General features: G+C 67.0%; 16 protein-coding genes. 11 read left to right on the plus strand and 5 right to left on the minus strand.

Annotated features, from left to right (window positions below):
- Positions 1 to 39 precede the first annotated feature (39 nt).
- The 3 genes from GWI72_RS07895 to GWI72_RS07905 are packed head-to-tail and all read right to left on the minus strand — an operon-like array spanning position 40 to position 2,710.
- Positions 40 to 453, minus strand: a complete 414-nt coding sequence (locus GWI72_RS07895; RefSeq protein ID WP_161673555.1) for a DUF6163 family protein — start codon at positions 451 to 453, stop codon at positions 40 to 42.
- Between the two features lie 53 nt (positions 454 to 506).
- Positions 507 to 1,553, minus strand: coding sequence for an enoyl-CoA hydratase/isomerase family protein (locus GWI72_RS07900; protein WP_161708293.1), 1,047 nt, complete (start codon positions 1,551 to 1,553; stop codon positions 507 to 509).
- 17 nt (positions 1,554 to 1,570) lie between these two features.
- Positions 1,571 to 2,710, minus strand: coding sequence for an isobutyryl-CoA dehydrogenase (locus GWI72_RS07905; protein ID WP_161708294.1), 1,140 nt, complete (start codon positions 2,708 to 2,710; stop codon positions 1,571 to 1,573).
- Positions 2,711 to 3,111: 401 nt separating this feature from the next.
- Here GWI72_RS07905 and hemB point away from each other — a divergent pair, with 401 nt between their 5' ends.
- The 5 genes from hemB to GWI72_RS07930 all read left to right on the plus strand — a co-directional run bounded on the left by hemB (position 3,112) and on the right by GWI72_RS07930 (position 8,566).
- Positions 3,112 to 4,143, plus strand: a complete 1,032-nt coding sequence (hemB, locus tag GWI72_RS07910) for a porphobilinogen synthase (protein WP_161673561.1) — start codon at positions 3,112 to 3,114, stop codon at positions 4,141 to 4,143.
- 32 nt (positions 4,144 to 4,175) lie between these two features.
- Positions 4,176 to 5,405 carry a threonine ammonia-lyase gene (locus tag GWI72_RS07915; protein WP_161708295.1) on the plus strand — a complete coding sequence of 410 codons (1,230 nt, stop codon included), beginning with the start codon at positions 4,176 to 4,178 and terminating at the stop codon, positions 5,403 to 5,405.
- A 94-nt stretch (positions 5,406 to 5,499) separates the two neighbouring features.
- Positions 5,500 to 6,792, plus strand: a complete 1,293-nt coding sequence (locus GWI72_RS07920; protein ID WP_161708296.1) for a DUF4214 domain-containing protein — start codon at positions 5,500 to 5,502, stop codon at positions 6,790 to 6,792.
- A 269-nt stretch (positions 6,793 to 7,061) separates the two neighbouring features.
- Complete coding sequence (locus GWI72_RS07925; RefSeq protein WP_161708297.1) at positions 7,062 to 7,553, plus strand: RDD family protein; 492 nt, start codon at positions 7,062 to 7,064, stop codon at positions 7,551 to 7,553.
- A 245-nt stretch (positions 7,554 to 7,798) separates the two neighbouring features.
- Positions 7,799 to 8,566, plus strand: a complete 768-nt coding sequence (locus tag GWI72_RS07930; RefSeq protein ID WP_161708298.1) for an arginyltransferase — start codon at positions 7,799 to 7,801, stop codon at positions 8,564 to 8,566.
- Between the two features lie 6 nt (positions 8,567 to 8,572).
- Here GWI72_RS07930 and GWI72_RS07935 read toward each other — a convergent pair whose 3' ends face one another.
- Together GWI72_RS07935 and GWI72_RS07940 are read right to left on the minus strand one after the other, a co-directional pair.
- Entirely contained in the window at positions 8,573 to 9,244 is a 672-nt protein-coding gene (locus GWI72_RS07935) for a uracil-DNA glycosylase (RefSeq protein WP_209000072.1), read from the minus strand.
- Complete coding sequence (locus GWI72_RS07940) at positions 9,244 to 9,831, minus strand: LabA-like NYN domain-containing protein (RefSeq protein WP_161673570.1); 588 nt, start codon at positions 9,829 to 9,831, stop codon at positions 9,244 to 9,246. The genes GWI72_RS07935 and GWI72_RS07940 overlap by 1 nt, the downstream gene beginning before the upstream one ends.
- Before the next feature lie 365 nt (positions 9,832 to 10,196).
- Here GWI72_RS07940 and rpoZ point away from each other — a divergent pair, with 365 nt between their 5' ends.
- From rpoZ to lepB, 6 genes are all read left to right on the plus strand, one after another.
- Positions 10,197 to 10,595, plus strand: a complete 399-nt coding sequence (rpoZ, locus tag GWI72_RS07945; RefSeq protein WP_161673572.1) for a DNA-directed RNA polymerase subunit omega — start codon at positions 10,197 to 10,199, stop codon at positions 10,593 to 10,595.
- A 78-nt stretch (positions 10,596 to 10,673) separates the two neighbouring features.
- Positions 10,674 to 12,881, plus strand: a complete 2,208-nt coding sequence (locus GWI72_RS07950; RefSeq protein WP_161673574.1) for a RelA/SpoT family protein — start codon at positions 10,674 to 10,676, stop codon at positions 12,879 to 12,881.
- A 29-nt stretch (positions 12,882 to 12,910) separates the two neighbouring features.
- Positions 12,911 to 13,492: an orotate phosphoribosyltransferase gene (gene pyrE / locus GWI72_RS07955; RefSeq protein ID WP_161673576.1), complete on the plus strand. Its 582-nt coding sequence runs from the start codon at positions 12,911 to 12,913 to the stop codon at positions 13,490 to 13,492.
- Positions 13,493 to 13,553: 61 nt separating this feature from the next.
- Positions 13,554 to 14,138, plus strand: a complete 585-nt coding sequence (locus tag GWI72_RS07960) for a DUF2062 domain-containing protein (RefSeq protein WP_161708299.1) — start codon at positions 13,554 to 13,556, stop codon at positions 14,136 to 14,138.
- 22 nt (positions 14,139 to 14,160) lie between these two features.
- Positions 14,161 to 14,610, plus strand: coding sequence for a holo-ACP synthase (acpS, locus tag GWI72_RS07965; protein ID WP_161673579.1), 450 nt, complete (start codon positions 14,161 to 14,163; stop codon positions 14,608 to 14,610).
- A gap of 153 nt (positions 14,611 to 14,763) precedes the next feature.
- Positions 14,764 to 15,516: a signal peptidase I gene (gene lepB, locus GWI72_RS07970; RefSeq protein WP_161673581.1), complete on the plus strand. Its 753-nt coding sequence runs from the start codon at positions 14,764 to 14,766 to the stop codon at positions 15,514 to 15,516.
- Positions 15,517 to 15,524: the final 8 nt, after the last annotated feature.

The following is a 15,524-nucleotide window of genomic DNA, read 5'->3' on the forward strand; positions in this document are numbered from 1 at the left end:
GTCCGGTTCCCGTCTGGTGCGGCCTGGCGGCTTACCTTTCTACTTCTTCCTCTGTTCCTGCTCCATTAAGTAGAGCAGCAAAAGATAGGCTGCGATGGTAAGCATGTAGAAAGATATTTCATATGGCCTGCGGCCGAAGATGTCGGCAAAGGCCGTGTGCATCACGATCTGGCTGAGCGCCCGGAACAGCCACATGACCGTGCCCCAGGACACTGTCAGCCACAGGCCTATGCCGGCCACGAGATCGAGCACGGCAAAGAAAACCGTGGCCGTCTGCCATTCCACCGGCATGTCCCAGAACCAGACGCCGCGCCAGGGGGCAAAGCCCACGATGCGCGCCCAGTGGATGATGCCGCCGGCGATGAGCAGCAGCGCCATGATCCGCAGATACCAGAGCAGGACCGTCGACCAGGGCGGCCGGTTCTTCAGAAGATCCTGGAAGGTGACGATCATGGGCGGCCCCGGTTCGGCGGCCCCGGAGGGCCGCAAGGGTAAGTCGGACGTGCTCAGGCCAGCGGCAGGTCGCCGCCGGCTGGCTCTCCGAAATACGCCCCGAGCGCGGCACTGTCCACCTGGTCGAGCCGCTCCGGCGACCAGCGCGGCGCGTTATCCTTGTCGATCAGCACGGCGCGGACCCCCTCGTAGAAGTCGCCGTGTTTCAGGATCTCCGACACGATGCGGAACTCCATGCGCATGCAGGCATTGAAGTCGAGCCCCGCGCCACGCTGGAGCTGCTCGAATGTCAGGGCAAGGCTGGTCGGCGACTTGCTGGCGATCGCCTGACGGGTGCTGTCGGCAAAGGCGCCTTCGGCTGCGTTTAGGGCTGCCAGCACCGCAGCCAGCGTCGGCTGGGTGAAGATGCGGGCAATCTCGCCGGCCACGGCCGCGAGCGGCGCCTCGCCCGGCTCCATCGCATGGGCGGCGATGGTTGCCTCGATGTCCTCGGCCGTCACCAGCGCCTCGCCCAGCGCCGGCAGCGCGTCGGAGGCCACCGCATGGGTCAGCACGCCGGCATGAAGCGCATCGGCCTGCTTCAGCCGCGCGGCCGAGAGCGCGCAGTAAAGGCCGATGCCGCCCGGCAGACGCGGCAGGAAATAGGAGCCGCCCACGTCCGGGAAGAAGCCGATGCCCGTTTCCGGCATGGCGAACAGGGTCTTTTCCGTGCCGATGCGGTGGCTGCCGTGGACGGAGAGGCCGACGCCGCCGCCCATGACGATGCCGTCGATCAGCGAGATCCAGGGCCGGGGGGACGCCTTGATCCGGGCATTGAGGGTGTATTCCTCGGCAAAGAACCGGGTCTGCTCGGCATCGCCGGTGCGGCCGCGCGTCTCGCCGCTCTCGTAGACCTTGCGGATGTCGCCGCCGGCGCAGAAGGCCTTGCCGCCGGCCCCACGCAGGAGGATGCGCGTCACGGCCGGGTCGCGGTCCCAGACGTCGAGCTGTGCGGCGATGGCGCGCACCATCTCCAGCGTCAGGGCATTCAGCGCCTGCGGACGGTTGAGGGTGATGAGCCCGGCCTTGCCGCGCTGCTCGAACAGGACATCCTCGGTCATTCCACGCCTCCCCGGGCTCAGCGGCCGACCAGATCGCGGGCGATGATCAGCCGCATGATCTCGTTGGTTCCCTCCAGGATCTGATGCACCCGCACGTCGCGCAGGTAGCGTTCGATCGGATAGTCACGCAGGTAGCCGTAGCCGCCATGCATCTGCAACGCCTCGTTGACGACGGCAAAGCCCGTGTCGGTGGCAAGCCGCTTGGCCATGGCCGCGAGACGGGTCGCGCCGGGGGCCTTGTCGTTGACCGCCACGGCCGCCTTGTGCAGGAGCAGCCGCGCCGCCTCCAGCTCGGTTGCCATGTCGGCCAGGCGGAACTGCAGCGCCTGGAACTCGACCAGGGGCCGGCCGAACTGCTGGCGCTCCTTCAGATAGGCAATGGCCCGGTCGAGACAGGTCTGGGCAGCGCCCAGCGAACAGGCGCCGATGTTGAGGCGGCCGCCGTCGAGGCCGGCCATGGCGAACTTGAACCCTTCGCCCTCCTCGCCGATGCGGTTCTCGGCCGGGATGCGGCAGTCGGTGAAGTTGACCTGGGCGGTCGGCTGGCTCTTCCAGCCGAGCTTGACCTCCTGTGCGCCGAAGCTGAGGCCGGGCGTGCCCTTCTCGACCACGAAGCAGGAGATGCCCCGCGCGCCCTCGCCGCCGGTGCGGGCCATGACGATATAGACATCGGCCGCGCCGCCGCCGGAAATGAAGGCCTTGGACCCGTTCAGCACATAGCTGTCGCCGTCGCGCACCGCCCGGGTCCTGAGGCTCGCCGCATCCGAGCCCGAGCCCGGCTCGGTCAGGCAGTAGCTGCCGAAGCGGCGCATGGCGCAGAGGTCGGGAACATGACGCTGGCGCAGCGTCTCGGACCCGAACTGGTCGATCATCCAGCCGACCATGTTGTGGATGGTGATGTAGGCCGTGGTCGAGGTGCAGCCCTTGGCCAGTTCCTCGAAAATGAGCGCGGCATCAAGCCGGGTCAGGCCCGATCCGCCCACGTCCTCGCGCACATAGACCCCGGCAAACCCCAGCTCGGCAGCCTTGCGCAGCGTGTCGACGGGGAAGATCGATTTCTCGTCCCAGTCCCGGGCGTGTGGCTCCATCTCGTCGCGGGCAAAGCCTGCGGCCAGCTCCTGGAACGCGCGCTGGTCCTCTGTCAGGGAAAAATCCATGGCCACCTCCCGTTGCTCGCAGGCCCTCGCGCCGGCCGCGCCGCTCCGCCTGACCGCATCATGGCACCGGTCACGGCGCAAGGCAGGAGGGCAAAAGGATGCATCCGGCCGGGCTTCCTTTGCGTGCAATCCGGGGTAGCGTTTTTTGACGTTAACGTCAATTTGCCGGCCGATCGGCCATTTGGCTGAGAGGGTTGCGTGCAGCAGCCCTCCCTCCTCCAAATCGCCGGGCCGGCAGGTCAGCCACAGGCTGGCGAAGCAGGGGTCCTGTTGCTAGAGTTGCGTGCTCGGACCTGTCCGGACCCGTGGCAGCCCCCTGCCCCGTCCCGCGCAGTCCCCGCGCCAGACCCCGCGCCAGACCCCGGATCCGCATCCGCGCCGGACCAGCCTCAGGAAACCCGATGTCCTCCCATTCGCCCCGCGTCACCTCCGAACACATCGACGACATCCTCGGCGGCCGCCGCCTGCGGCGCAACCGCCGGGCGGACTGGGCGCGGCGGCTGGTGCAGGAGACCTCGCTCTCCATCAATGACCTGATCTGGCCGATCTTCCTGGTCGACGGCCACGGCGTGCGCCAGCCGGTCGCCTCCATGCCCGGCGTGGAGCGCCTGTCGGTGGACGAGGCCGTGCGCGAGGCCGAGTATGCCGCAAGTCTCGGCATCCCGGCGCTGGCGCTGTTTCCCTACACGGATCCCGCCCTGCGCGACGAGGCCGGCACGGAGGCGCTCAATGCCGAGAACCTCATCTGCCGCGCCTGCCGGGCGATCAAGCAGGCCGGGCTCGACATCGGCCTCATCACCGACGTGGCGCTCGACCCCTACACCAGCCACGGTCACGACGGCCTGATGGCCGGGGAGCGCATCCTCAACGACGAGACCGTGGACCAGCTCTGCCGCCAGGCGCTGGTGCAGGTGGAAGCCGGCGCCGACGTCATCGCTCCGTCCGACATGATGGACGGCCGCATCGGCGCGATCCGCCGGGCGCTGGACGAGGCCGGTCACCGCGACACCCAGATCATGGCCTATTCGGCCAAATATGCCTCGGCCTTCTACGGCCCGTTCCGCGACGCGGTCGGCACCTCCAAGACGCTGGTCGGCGACAAGCGCACCTACCAGATGGACCCGGCCAACACCGACGAGGCCCTGCGCGAGGTCGAGCTGGACCTGGCGGAAGGGGCGGACATGGTGATGGTCAAGCCCGGCATGCCCTATCTCGACATCATCCGCCGGGTGAAGGACACGTTCAGCGTTCCGACCTATGCCTATCAGGTGTCGGGCGAGTACGCGATGATCGTGGCGGCGGCACAGAACGGCTGGATCGACGGCGAGCGGGCCATGCTGGAAAGCCTGCTGGCCTTCCGCCGCGCCGGGGCCGACGGCGTGCTCACCTATTTCGCCCCGAAGGTCGCCGAAATCCTGCGCCGCGCCCGCTGAGCCTCCCGTTTCCGTTCAGGTCAAGGATCCCGATGCCCCTGCCGATCACGCTTGCCGATGTCCAGGATGCCGCCCGCCTCATCGACGGCGCCGTCCTGCGCACGCCCTTCCTGCCGGCGCCGAAGCTGTCGGCGCTGACGGGGGCCACCGTCAGCGTCAAGTACGACAACCTCCAGGTGACAGGCGCCTTCAAGGAGCGCGGCGCGCTGGTGAAGCTCCTGTCGCTGACGGCCGAGGAACGGGCGCGCGGCGTCATCGCCATGTCGGCCGGCAACCATGCCCAGGCCGTCGCCTACCATGCCGGGCGTCTCGGCATCCCGGCGACCATCGTCATGCCGGAGCCGACGCCCTTCGTGAAGATCACCGCCACGCGCGGCTATGGCGCCACCGTGGTCCTGTCGGGCGACACGCTGGTCGAGGCCAAGGCCGAGGCGCAACGCCTGTCGGAAGAGCATGGCTTCGTCTGGGTGCACCCGTTTGACGATCCGCATGTGATGCGCGGCCAGGGCACCATCGCGCTGGAGATGCTGGCCGAGGACCCGGACCTCGACTGTCTCGTCGTGCCGGTGGGCGGCGGCGGACTGATTTCCGGGATGGCGGTGGCAGCCAAGGGGCTGAAGCCGTCGATCTCCGTCATCGGCGTCGAGACCCGGCTCTATCCGGCGATGTGGGGGGCGATCAAGCAGGAGAGCGTGACCTGCGGCGGCCCGACCATCGCCGAAGGCATTGCCGTGCGCGACGTGGGCGACCTCACCCGGACGGTGGTGGCCGAGCTGGTCGAGGACATCATCCTGGCCGAGGAAAGCGCCATCGAGCGGGCGATCAACCTGTTCCTGACGCAGCAGAAGACGCTGGCCGAGGGCGCCGGGGCCGCCGGCCTTGCGGCCCTGCTCACCGACCCGGCCCGCTTTGCTGGCCGGAGGGTCGGGCTTGTCCTGTGCGGCGGCAACATCGACCCGCGCCTCGTCTCGTCCATCGTGGTGCGGGAACTGGCCCGCGACGGCCGCCTGCTCGCCATCCGCATCGACACGCCCGACCGGCCGGGCGTGCTGGGCGAGATCACCACCCTCATCGGCCGCCTGCAGGGGAATGTGGTCGATGTCTCGCATCACCGCCTGTTCCTCAACGTGCCGGCCAAGGGCGCGACGCTGGACGTCACCTTCGAGACCTTCGACGCCGCCCATGGCCAGAAGATCATCTCGGCCCTCGAAGCGCGTGGCTTCCCCGTGCGGCCGATGAACGTGGCCGAGGTGATGGCCTGAGCGTCTGCACCGTCGGATGGGGGCCGACAGAATCGGCGGCACGGCCGGCAGGCTGTGCTAGCCTGTCGTCCTGCAGTGCAGCCGGGGGGACCGCATGGCCGTTACATCCACCACCACGATCACCAATCCGGGGGTCGTCTCGGCGACACTTGCCGCGCAGATCGTCGCCAACACCCAGGCCGCCTTCGGCCGCTGGGCGACGCAGCTTGCCGGCACCGCCACGATCGACATCTCGGTCACGCTGCAGCCGGGTCTCGGGGCCGCACTTGCGAACGCCGCCGCAGCCACCGGCATCTTCGTCACCGAGCTGAACGGCCGCAACCTGTTCCTCGACGGCACCATCGCCGAGATCCTGACAGGCAAGGATCCGAACGGTACCACGGCGGACATCCTGATCAACGTGGATCTCGACGACATCCGCGCCGATGTCTTCCATTTCGATCCGTCGAACGGGACCAGTCCCGCGGTCCCGGGCGGCAAGATCGACTATCTCTCCGTCGCCATGCACGAGATCGGCCACGGGCTCGGCTTCAACGGCTGGGCGGCCGCCAGCTACGACCTCACCGGCGTCACGGCCCTGTCGAGCTTCGACCGCTTCATCGGCAAGGTGAACGGCCAGGGCGTCTTCACCGGCCCCAATACCGTGGCGCTGAACGGCGGCCCGCTGGTGCTGGAGTCCGGGCCGCACATCAACCAGGGCTCCGACGACCTCATGGCCCCTGCCGCCGGGGACGGCATCGCCTACACGGTGAGCGCGATCAACTTCGCCATCCTGTCGGACATCGGCATGCCCACCCGGGGGAACGACCTCCTGCTGCGCCCGGCCGAGGGCGGCACGCTGACCGGCGGCGCGGGCCGCGACACGCTGGCGATGTTTGCCCCGCGGGACCAGTTCACCGTGACCGGCAGCACCGTGCGCAGCCCCTTCGAGCAATGGCAGACGCAGGAGATCGAGCGCCTCGCCTTCACCGACGGCGTGCTGGCGCTGGATCTCGACGGCAATGCCGGACAGGTCTACCGCCTCTATCAGGCCGCCTTTGCCCGGACGCCGGACACGGCCGGCCTTGCCCACAATCTCAAGCTGGTCGATGCCGGCATGGCGCTCAAGACCATGTCGAGCGCCTTCATCGGCTCGCAGGAGTTTCGGCAGCGCTACGGCGAGACCGTCGCCGACGGCGTCTACATCAACGCCCTCTACCGCAACGTGCTCGGCCGCGACGCCGATGCCGGCGGCCTTGCGGGCTGGCAACAGCGCCTCGCCGACGGGTCCTGGGACCGGGCGTCGGTGCTGATCGGCTTTTCCGAAAGCGCGGAGAACAAGGCCCTCGTCGGCGTGGTCATTGCCAACGGCATCTGGCTCGGCAGCGAGGGCGCGATCGTGGGATGACGGATTGGGCCTGCCGTCCGGCAGCAAGGACGTCATCGGGGCCATCATCGGGGCCATCATCGGGGCCATCCGCCCGACCACGCTCAGACCACGCTCAGACCACCCTCAGGCCAACCCCCAGGCCAGCCGTCTGGCCAACCCTCAGGCCAGCCTTCAGGCCGGCATCGCCCCCCCGCTCGCACCGGGGGCTCCTGACCGGCCACAGCTACGGACGGGCTGCTTGCATTGCGGCCCCGGGTCTCCCACATCAGGACCAGAAGGAGACTGCGATGAGTTACGATGCCACTTATGCCGAGCCGAAGCGGGACGCGTTCGACCCCATGGCCAATCCGGCCCTGTTCGACGGGATCCGGGGGAAGCGCGTCTTCGCGTTCCTGATCGATGTGCTGTTCGTCGCGTTCTTCTCGTTCCTGGCGGCGGTGCTCGTGTTCTTTCTCGGCGTCTTCACGCTGGGCCTTGGCGTGTTTCTCTACGCCTTCCTCTGGCAGGGCGTCGCGCTCGTCTACACGGCCGTGACCCTCGGCGGGCCCCGGGCGGCGACGCCGGGCATGCGGATGATGGGCCTCGAGATGCGGCTCTGGTACGGCGCCCGGCCCTATGCGCTGCTGGCCGCGATGCATGTGCTGCTGTTCTGGGTGTCGGTGACCCTGCTGACGCCGCTCGTCGTGCTGGTCAGCCTGTTCAGCGACCGCAAGCGCCTGCTGCATGACATCGTGCTCGGCACGGTCGTCGTCAACGCCCACGCCCTGCCGCGCGCCTGACGACAGCGCCCCTCTGCACAGCTCCTCCTGAAGTGCTGCGCCACAGCGCGGCGCCGGCCCGGGTGCGCCCCGGATCCTGCCGCTTGCGACCCGTCCGGGCGGACCTCCGCCCGGGTTGCTTCCGGGTGCTCCCCAACTTTGCCGTCATAAGGTCGTGACGGCCGCATTCTTCGGTTGACGTCGTCCTTGCGAGGGCCACGTAATGGAGGTGTGCAAAAGGATATCCGTGGAGCCGCTGCCCGGTCGTGACCCGTCACCCGATAGACCATCCGCAGTTTTATCTGACGGCTCCGGCGCCCTGCCCTTACCTGCCAGGTCGCCAGGAGCGGAAGGTCTTCACGCATCTCGTCGGTCATCAGGCCTCCGCGCTCAACGACGTGCTCACCCAGGGTGGCTTCCGTCGCAGCCAGAACATCGCCTACCGTCCGGCCTGCGAAAGCTGCCGGGCCTGCGTGTCCGTCCGGGTTCGCGTGGCCGACTTTGAATGGACGCGCTCGTTCAGGCGCACCTGGAAGGACGCCGGCGAGCTGATCGGTGCCGAACTGCCGCCTTCCCCCTCGTCCGAACAGTATGACTTGTTCCGCTCCTATCTCCAGGCGCGGCACGAGAACGGCGGCATGTCGGAAATGACCGTACTCGACTACGCGATGATGGTCGAGGACACCCATGTCGACACCATGGTTGTCGAATACCGCCGCCGCGGGCCGGACAGCTTCATCACCCGCCGCGGCACGGGGCCGCTGGTTGCCGTCGCCCTGACCGACCGCATGGCCGATGGCCTGTCGATGGTCTATTCCTTCTATGACCCGGACTGGCGCACGGTCAGCATCGGCACCTTCATGATCCTCGACCACATCGAGCGGGCCCGCAAGCTCGGGCTGCCCTATGTCTATCTCGGGTACTGGGTCGAAGGCTCGGAGAAGATGGCCTACAAGGCCCGGTTCCAGCCGCAGGAGCATCTTGGCCCGGACGGCTGGTCGCTCTCGACCGACACCGCCCGCCTCAAGCCCTAGGGGCGATCAGCCGAGCGCGGCGCGCATCGCGGCGAACACATCCCGGAACATCTCGCGCGTCAGGCGGCCCGTGTTCGTGTTGTAGCGCGAGCAGTGATAGCTGTCGAAGAGCATCAGCGGTCGCTCGCGGTGGATCAGGTCGTGGCGGGCGCCATGGGCGAACGGATGGCGGCTGCGCGGCAGCTTCAGCGCCGTCAGGAAGGTGTCATGGGCGATGCGGCCGAGTGCGAGCACTGCGCGCACCTCCCTTGCCGCGTCAAGCGTGGCCACCAGATAGGGCCGGCAGGCGTTGATTTCCGGGCCCGTGGGCTTGTTTTCCGGCGGCACGCAGCGCACCGCATTGGTGATCATCGCGCCCGTCAGCGTCAGCCCGTCATCGGGCCGCGCCTCGTAGCGCCCCCGGGCGAAGCCGAAATCCACCAGTGTCTCGTAGAGAAGATCGCCGGCATAGTCCCCGGTGAAGGGGCGGCCCGTGCGGTTGGCCCCGCGCAGTCCGGGGGCAAGGCCCAGCACCATCAGGTCCGGTGCGGTCGAGGTGAAGCTCGGGACGGGCGCATTGAACCAGTCGGGGAAGCGTGCCCGGTGCTCCTCCCGGAAAGCGACCAGACGCGGGCAATCCGGGCAGTCCCTGCCCGGATCCAGCGGCATGCGGCCCGTCGGGCAGCCTCGACCGTTCATCAGTAGTCGTCGTCCTCTTCGACCTCGCGCTCGCGTTCGGCGGCACGGGACGGGCGCTCGGACGGATCACGGCCGACGCGGGAGGCAAGATGGGCAAGGTCGATGAAGTGGTCGGCCTGGCGGCGCAGGTCGTCGGCGATCATCGGCGGCTGGGTCTGCAGCGTGGAGACGACCGACACCTTGCGGCCCTTGCGCTGCAGCGCCTCGACCAGGGATCGGAAGTCGCCGTCGCCGGAGAAGAGCACGATGTGGTCGACATGGTCGACCAGCTGCATGGCATCGACGGCGAGTTCGATGTCCATGTTGCCCTTGACCTTGCGGCGGCCGGTGCTGTCGACGAATTCTTTTACAGGCTTGGTAACAACCTTGTATCCGTTGTAATCAAGCCAGTCGATCAGCGGCCGGATCGAGGAATACTCCTGATCCTCGATGATCGCCGTGTAGTAGTAAGCGCGCAGAAGGTAGCCCTTACCCTGAAATTCCTTGAGGAGCATCTTGTAATCGATGTCAAACCCAATGGCCTTGGCAGTCGAATACAAATTTGCACCATCAATAAACAAAGCAATTTTTTCACGAGAATCGAACATCAGGAACCCTGCCCTTGTTTGGCGTTGTTTTCGGGTGCGGAGGCCGCTCGAGACTGCCAGGCCACTGAAAAAAACAGAATTGCGCGCAACGTCACTCTACTATCGGTTGCGACGCTTTTCTACGCCTACTTTTGCGACTTGACCGGCTCGACCATGAAAATGCCCCAATTTTCATGGCCCAACGCTTGCGTACTACACGCATCACCGGTGCCGCAATCGTAAACATTGTGGAACGGCAGCAATGCGGCAAGTTTCTTCACGAGAAAGTCAGGGGACAACCCGTGTTGCGATGCGAAGGCTTGCGCGACGCTGCGGTTGGTCCTATACGCTGGTGACTCAAGTCCTGAAAACTATGGAGATATCCTATGGCGCGCGTCACCGTCGAGGATTGCATCGACAAGGTCGACAACCGGTTCGAGCTGGTGCTGCTGGCAGCGCACCGCGCCCGCATGATCTCGAGCGGCTCGCCCCTCACCGTCGACCGTGACAACGACAAGAACCCTGTCGTCGCCCTGCGCGAGATCGCCGACGAGACGATCAGCCCGGAGGATCTCAAGGAAGACCTCATCCACTCGCTGCAGAAGTATGTCGAAGTGGACGAGCCGGAGCCGGAAGCCGTGCCGCTGGTGCCCTCCAGCCATTCCGGCGGCACCCAGATCAACGCCGTCGACGATTCCAACGTCGAGTTCGACCGCATGTCGGAAGAAGATCTCCTGCGCGGGCTGGAAGGCCTTGTCCCGCCGGAGCGTTCGGACGACATTTGAGATCGGTGGCAGGCTCGTCCGTCCTGAATTGGCGCGCCATGCCATCGTGTGTTTTGTCGGCTTGATGCGGCCACGGCCATGATGCGCCAATACGAACTCGTCGAACGGGTCACCCGTTACAATCCGAATGCCGACGAGGCCTTGCTCAACAAGGCCTATGTCTATGCCATGCGCAAGCACGGGTCGCAGACCCGTGCCTCGGGGGACCCCTATTTCTCGCATCCGCTCGAAGTCGCCGCGATCCTGACCGATCTGCGCCTCGACGATGCCACCATCGCCGTTGCCCTGCTGCACGACACCATCGAGGACACCGATGCCACCCGCGCGGAGATCGACACGATCTTCGGCGAGGAGATCGGCAAGCTCGTCGAGGGTCTGACCAAGATCAAGCGCCTCGACCTGCAGACCCAGAAGGCGAAGCAGGCGGAGAATTTCCGCAAGCTGCTGCTCGCCATCGTCGACGACGTGCGGGTGCTGCTGGTCAAGCTGGCCGACCGTCTCCACAACATGCGCACCCTCGAGCACATGCCCGAGCACAAGCGGGCGCGCATTGCCGAGGAGACGATGGAGATCTATGCGCCGCTGGCCGGGCGCATGGGCATGCAGGACATGCGCGAGGAGCTGGAAGACCTTGCCTTCCGCACCCTCAACCCCGAGGCCTATGCCACCCTGTCCGACCGGCTGTCGGACCTCAGGGCCCGCAATGACGGGCTGATTTCCGACATCGAGGAGATGCTGACCGCCCGCATCGCGGAACGCGGCATCGCCGCCCGGGTCAAGGGCCGCGAGAAGCGCCCCTACTCGATCTTCCGCAAGATGCAGCAGAAGTCGCTCGGCTTCGAGCAGCTCTCCGACATCTACGGCTTCCGGGTGATCGTCGGCACGACCGAAGCCTGCTACCGGGTCCTCGGGGTCATCCACACCACCTGGGCCACCGTGCCGGGGCGGTTCAAGGACTATATCTCGACGCCGAAGCAGAACGACTACCGCTCGATCCACACCACCATTGTCGGGCCGCGCCGGCAGCGTGTCGAGCTGCAGATCCGCACCCATGCCATGGACCGGGTGGCCGAGTACGGCATTGCCGCCCATGCGCTCTACAAGGACGGCGAGACGGGTGGGCGCAACATTGCCCGGCACACGGAGGAAAGCCGCGCCTATGACTGGCTGCGGCGGACCATCGACCTCCTGTCGCAGGGCGACACGCCGGAGGAGTTCCTCGAGAACACCAAGCTCGAGCTGTTCCACGACCAGGTCTTCTGCTTCACGCCCAAGGGCCGCCTGATTGCCCTGCCGCGCGGCGCGACGCCCATCGACTTCGCCTATGCGGTGCACACCAGCATCGGCAACACCTGCGTCGGCTGCAAGCTGAACGGCAAGATCATGCCGCTGGTCACCGAACTGCGGAACGGCGACGAGGTGGAGATCATCCGCTCGCAGGCGCAGACGCCGCCGCCGGCCTGGGAATCCATTGCCGTCACCGGCAAGGCCAAGGCCGCGATCCGCCGGGCAACGCGCGAGTCCGTGCGCAAGCAGTATGGCGCGCTCGGCGAGCACATCCTGCAGCGCGCCTTCACCCGGGCGGCGAAACCCTATTCGGAGGGGCTGCTGGAGGGCGTGCTCGGCCTGCTCGCGCAGGATTCGGTCGCCGATCTTCTGGCCTGCGTCGGCCGCGGCGAGATCAGCGCGCAGCAGGTGGTCAAGGCGGTGCATCCGGATTACCAGGACGAGCGCGTCGGCATCATCCGCCCGGAACCGGGGGAAGGCTGGTTCGATCTGGAGAAGGGACACGGCCTCAAGTTCCGCCTGCCCTCCAGCGAGGCCGGCGACGGCGACGCGCTGCCGATCCGGGGCCTGACGGGCGACATTCCGGTCAATTTCGCGCCGAACGGCGGCGCGGTCCCCGGCGACCGGATCGTCGGCATCCTGACCCCTTCGGAAGGCCTGACCATCTACCCGATCCAGTCGCCGGCGCTGAAGGAGTTCGACGACCAGTCCGACCGCTGGGTCGACGTGCGCTGGGACATCGACATCGACAATCCGGAGCGGTTCCCCGCCCGCATCAGCGTCGCCGCGCTCAACGAGCCCGGATCGCTTGCCGCCATTGCCCAGGTCATCGGCGAGAACGGCGGCAACATCGACAATCTCAAGATGGTCCGCAAGGTGGCGGACTTCCACCAGATGATCATCGATCTGGAAGTCTGGGACCTGAAGCATCTCAACCGCATCATCAACCAGCTCCGCACCAAGCCGAACGTGTCCAGCGTGACACGCGTCAACGGCTGACGGGGCCGCAAGAACCACGGGAAGCCGACATGACGCAGGACGAAGTCCTGGCGCTGTTCCGCGAAGCGGGCGCCATCCTCGAAGGCCACTTCATTCTTTCCTCCGGCCTGCGCAGCCCGGTGTTCCTGCAGAAGGCGCGGGTGTTCATGCATCCCGACAAGACCGAGGCGCTGTGCAAGGCGCTGGCCGGCAAGATCCGCGCCGCCGGCCTCGGACGCATCGACGTCATCGTCTCGCCCGCCCTTGGCGGCCTGATCCCCGGCTACGAGACCGCCCGCCATCTCGGCGTCCCGGCCATGTGGGTGGAGCGCGAGGGCGGCCAGTTCCGCCTGCGCCGCTTCGATCTGGAGCCGGGCGCCCGCGTCATCATCGTCGAGGACATCGTCACGACCGGCCTGTCCAGCCGCGAGACCGTCGATGCGCTCAAGGCCATCGGTGCGGATGTGGTCGGCGTTGCCTGCCTGATCGACCGGTCGGGCGGCGAGGCCGATGTGGGTGTGCCGCTGGTGGCGCTCACCGAGTATAAGGTTCCTTCATACGATCCCGCCAATCTGCCTCCTGAACTTGCCGCGATCCCGCCGGTGAAGCCGGGCAGCCGGAACCTGGCCTGAACAGGCTCCGGATCCGGACGCGGACACGGAAAACGCCCAACGCCGGAGGCCAAAGCGCCCGATGCTCTTCCAGCGCCGCACCCCGCCAAGCCGATACGAGAAGCTGCGCGTTGCTGTCTGGCCGAGGGCGAGCTGGGCGCGCTCCTTCCGCTACTATGGCAAGCGGGTGCTGCGGCTGACCGCCTCCCCGCATGCGGTCGCGCTCGGCTTTGCCTGCGGCGCCTTTGCCTCCTTCACGCCGTTCATCGGCTTTCACTTCCTGATCGCGGCCGCCGCGGCGCTGGTCGTGCGCGGCAACGTGATCGCCTCCGCCCTTGGCACGGTGGTCGGCAATCCGCTGACCTTTCCCTTCATCTGGGCGGCGACCTACAAGCTCGGCCATGTGCTCATGGGCACCGGAACGCTGACCACCTCGGCCGATGCGGCGCACGGGCTCGCGCATGCCGATCTGCTGGCCCAGTCGCTCGACACGCTGCTGCCGATCCTTGAGCCCATGGTGGTCGGCGGCATTCCGCTCGGCCTGCTCTGCGGTCTTCTCTGCTATGCTCCGGTCCATGCCAGCGTCCGGGCCTATCAGGAGCGCAAGCGGCAGCGTCTGGCCTTGCGCCACGACGCCGCGGCCGCCACCGACCACCCGGCAGACTGATCCAGCAAGAGGCTCCTTCGTCATGATTCTCGGCATCGGCAGCGACCTCTGCGACATCCGCCGCATCGAGCAGACGCTCGCGCGGTTCGGCGAGCGCTTTGCCGCGCGGGTCTTCACTGACATCGAGCGGGCGAAGTCGGACCGCCGGGCCGAGCGCGCCGCCTCCTACGCCAAGCGCTTTGCCGCCAAGGAAGCCTGTTCCAAGGCACTCGGCACCGGCATCCGCATGGGCGTTGCCTGGCGCGAGATGGGCGTCGTCAACCTGCCCTCCGGCCGCCCCACGCTGCACTTGACCGGCAGCGCCGCCGACCGCCTTGCCGCCCTGACGCCTGCGGGCTTCCGCGCCCGCATCGATCTCACCATCACCGACGACTATCCGCTTGCCCAGGCCTTCGTCGTCATCTCCGCCTGGCCCGCCGACTGGCCCGAGCCGCCCTCCCCGCCGCTGAAGGACGATCCCAGCGAGGCCTGACCGGGACAGGCCCGGAAGCCCTGACGATCACAGGCACGGCGCCCTGCCCACATTGCGAAGCTGTAATCCTGTCGTCCGTTGCCAGTGCAGCGCCGAACCGGTACAAGTCGCCAGATTTCGCCCTCGCGGGCGGCCGCAGCAATGAAGGACACCATGAGCGTGACGGACAACAAGAAGGCCAAGGACGGCAGTCTCTCCGAGACCATCAAGGTGATCCTGCAGGCGCTGGTGCTGGCGCTCGTCGTGCGCACCTTCCTGTTCCAGCCGTTCAACATCCCGTCCGGGTCGATGATGAACACGCTGCTGATCGGCGATTATCTGTTCGTCTCCAAGTTCAGCTACGGCTATTCGCGCTATTCGTTCCCCTACGGCCTGGCACCGATCCCGGGCCGCATCTGGTCGGCCGAACCGCAGCGCGGCGACGTCGCCGTGTTCAAGCTGCCGAGCGACAATTCGACCGACTACATCAAGCGCGTCGTCGGCCTGCCGGGCGACGAGATCCAGATGATCGAGGGCGTGCTGCACATCAACGGCACGCCGGTGCAGCGCGAGCGCATCGCCGATTTCGTCGAGCGGGATGCCTTCGGCGTCGAGCAGCGCACCGCGCGCTTCCGCGAGACACTGCCCAACGGCGTGAGCTACGACACGCTCGATCTCAACCCGCGCGGCTTCGGCGACAACACCAAGGTGTTCAAGGTTCCGGCCGGCCATTACTTCATGATGGGCGACAACCGCGACAATTCCTCCGACAGCCGCGTGGAATCGAGCGTCGGCTTCGTGCCGCTGGAGAATTTCGTCGGCCGCGCCGAAGTCATCTTCTTCTCCGTGGCCGATGGCCAGCCCGCCTGGGCCTTCTGGCAGTGGCCGTGGAGCGTGCGCTGGGACCGCATGTTCCGTGCGATCTGAGCCGGTAC

Source organism: Pannonibacter sp. XCT-53 (assembly GCF_009915765.1).
In the GTDB taxonomy this organism is placed as follows: domain Bacteria; phylum Pseudomonadota; class Alphaproteobacteria; order Rhizobiales; family Stappiaceae; genus Pannonibacter; species Pannonibacter tanglangensis.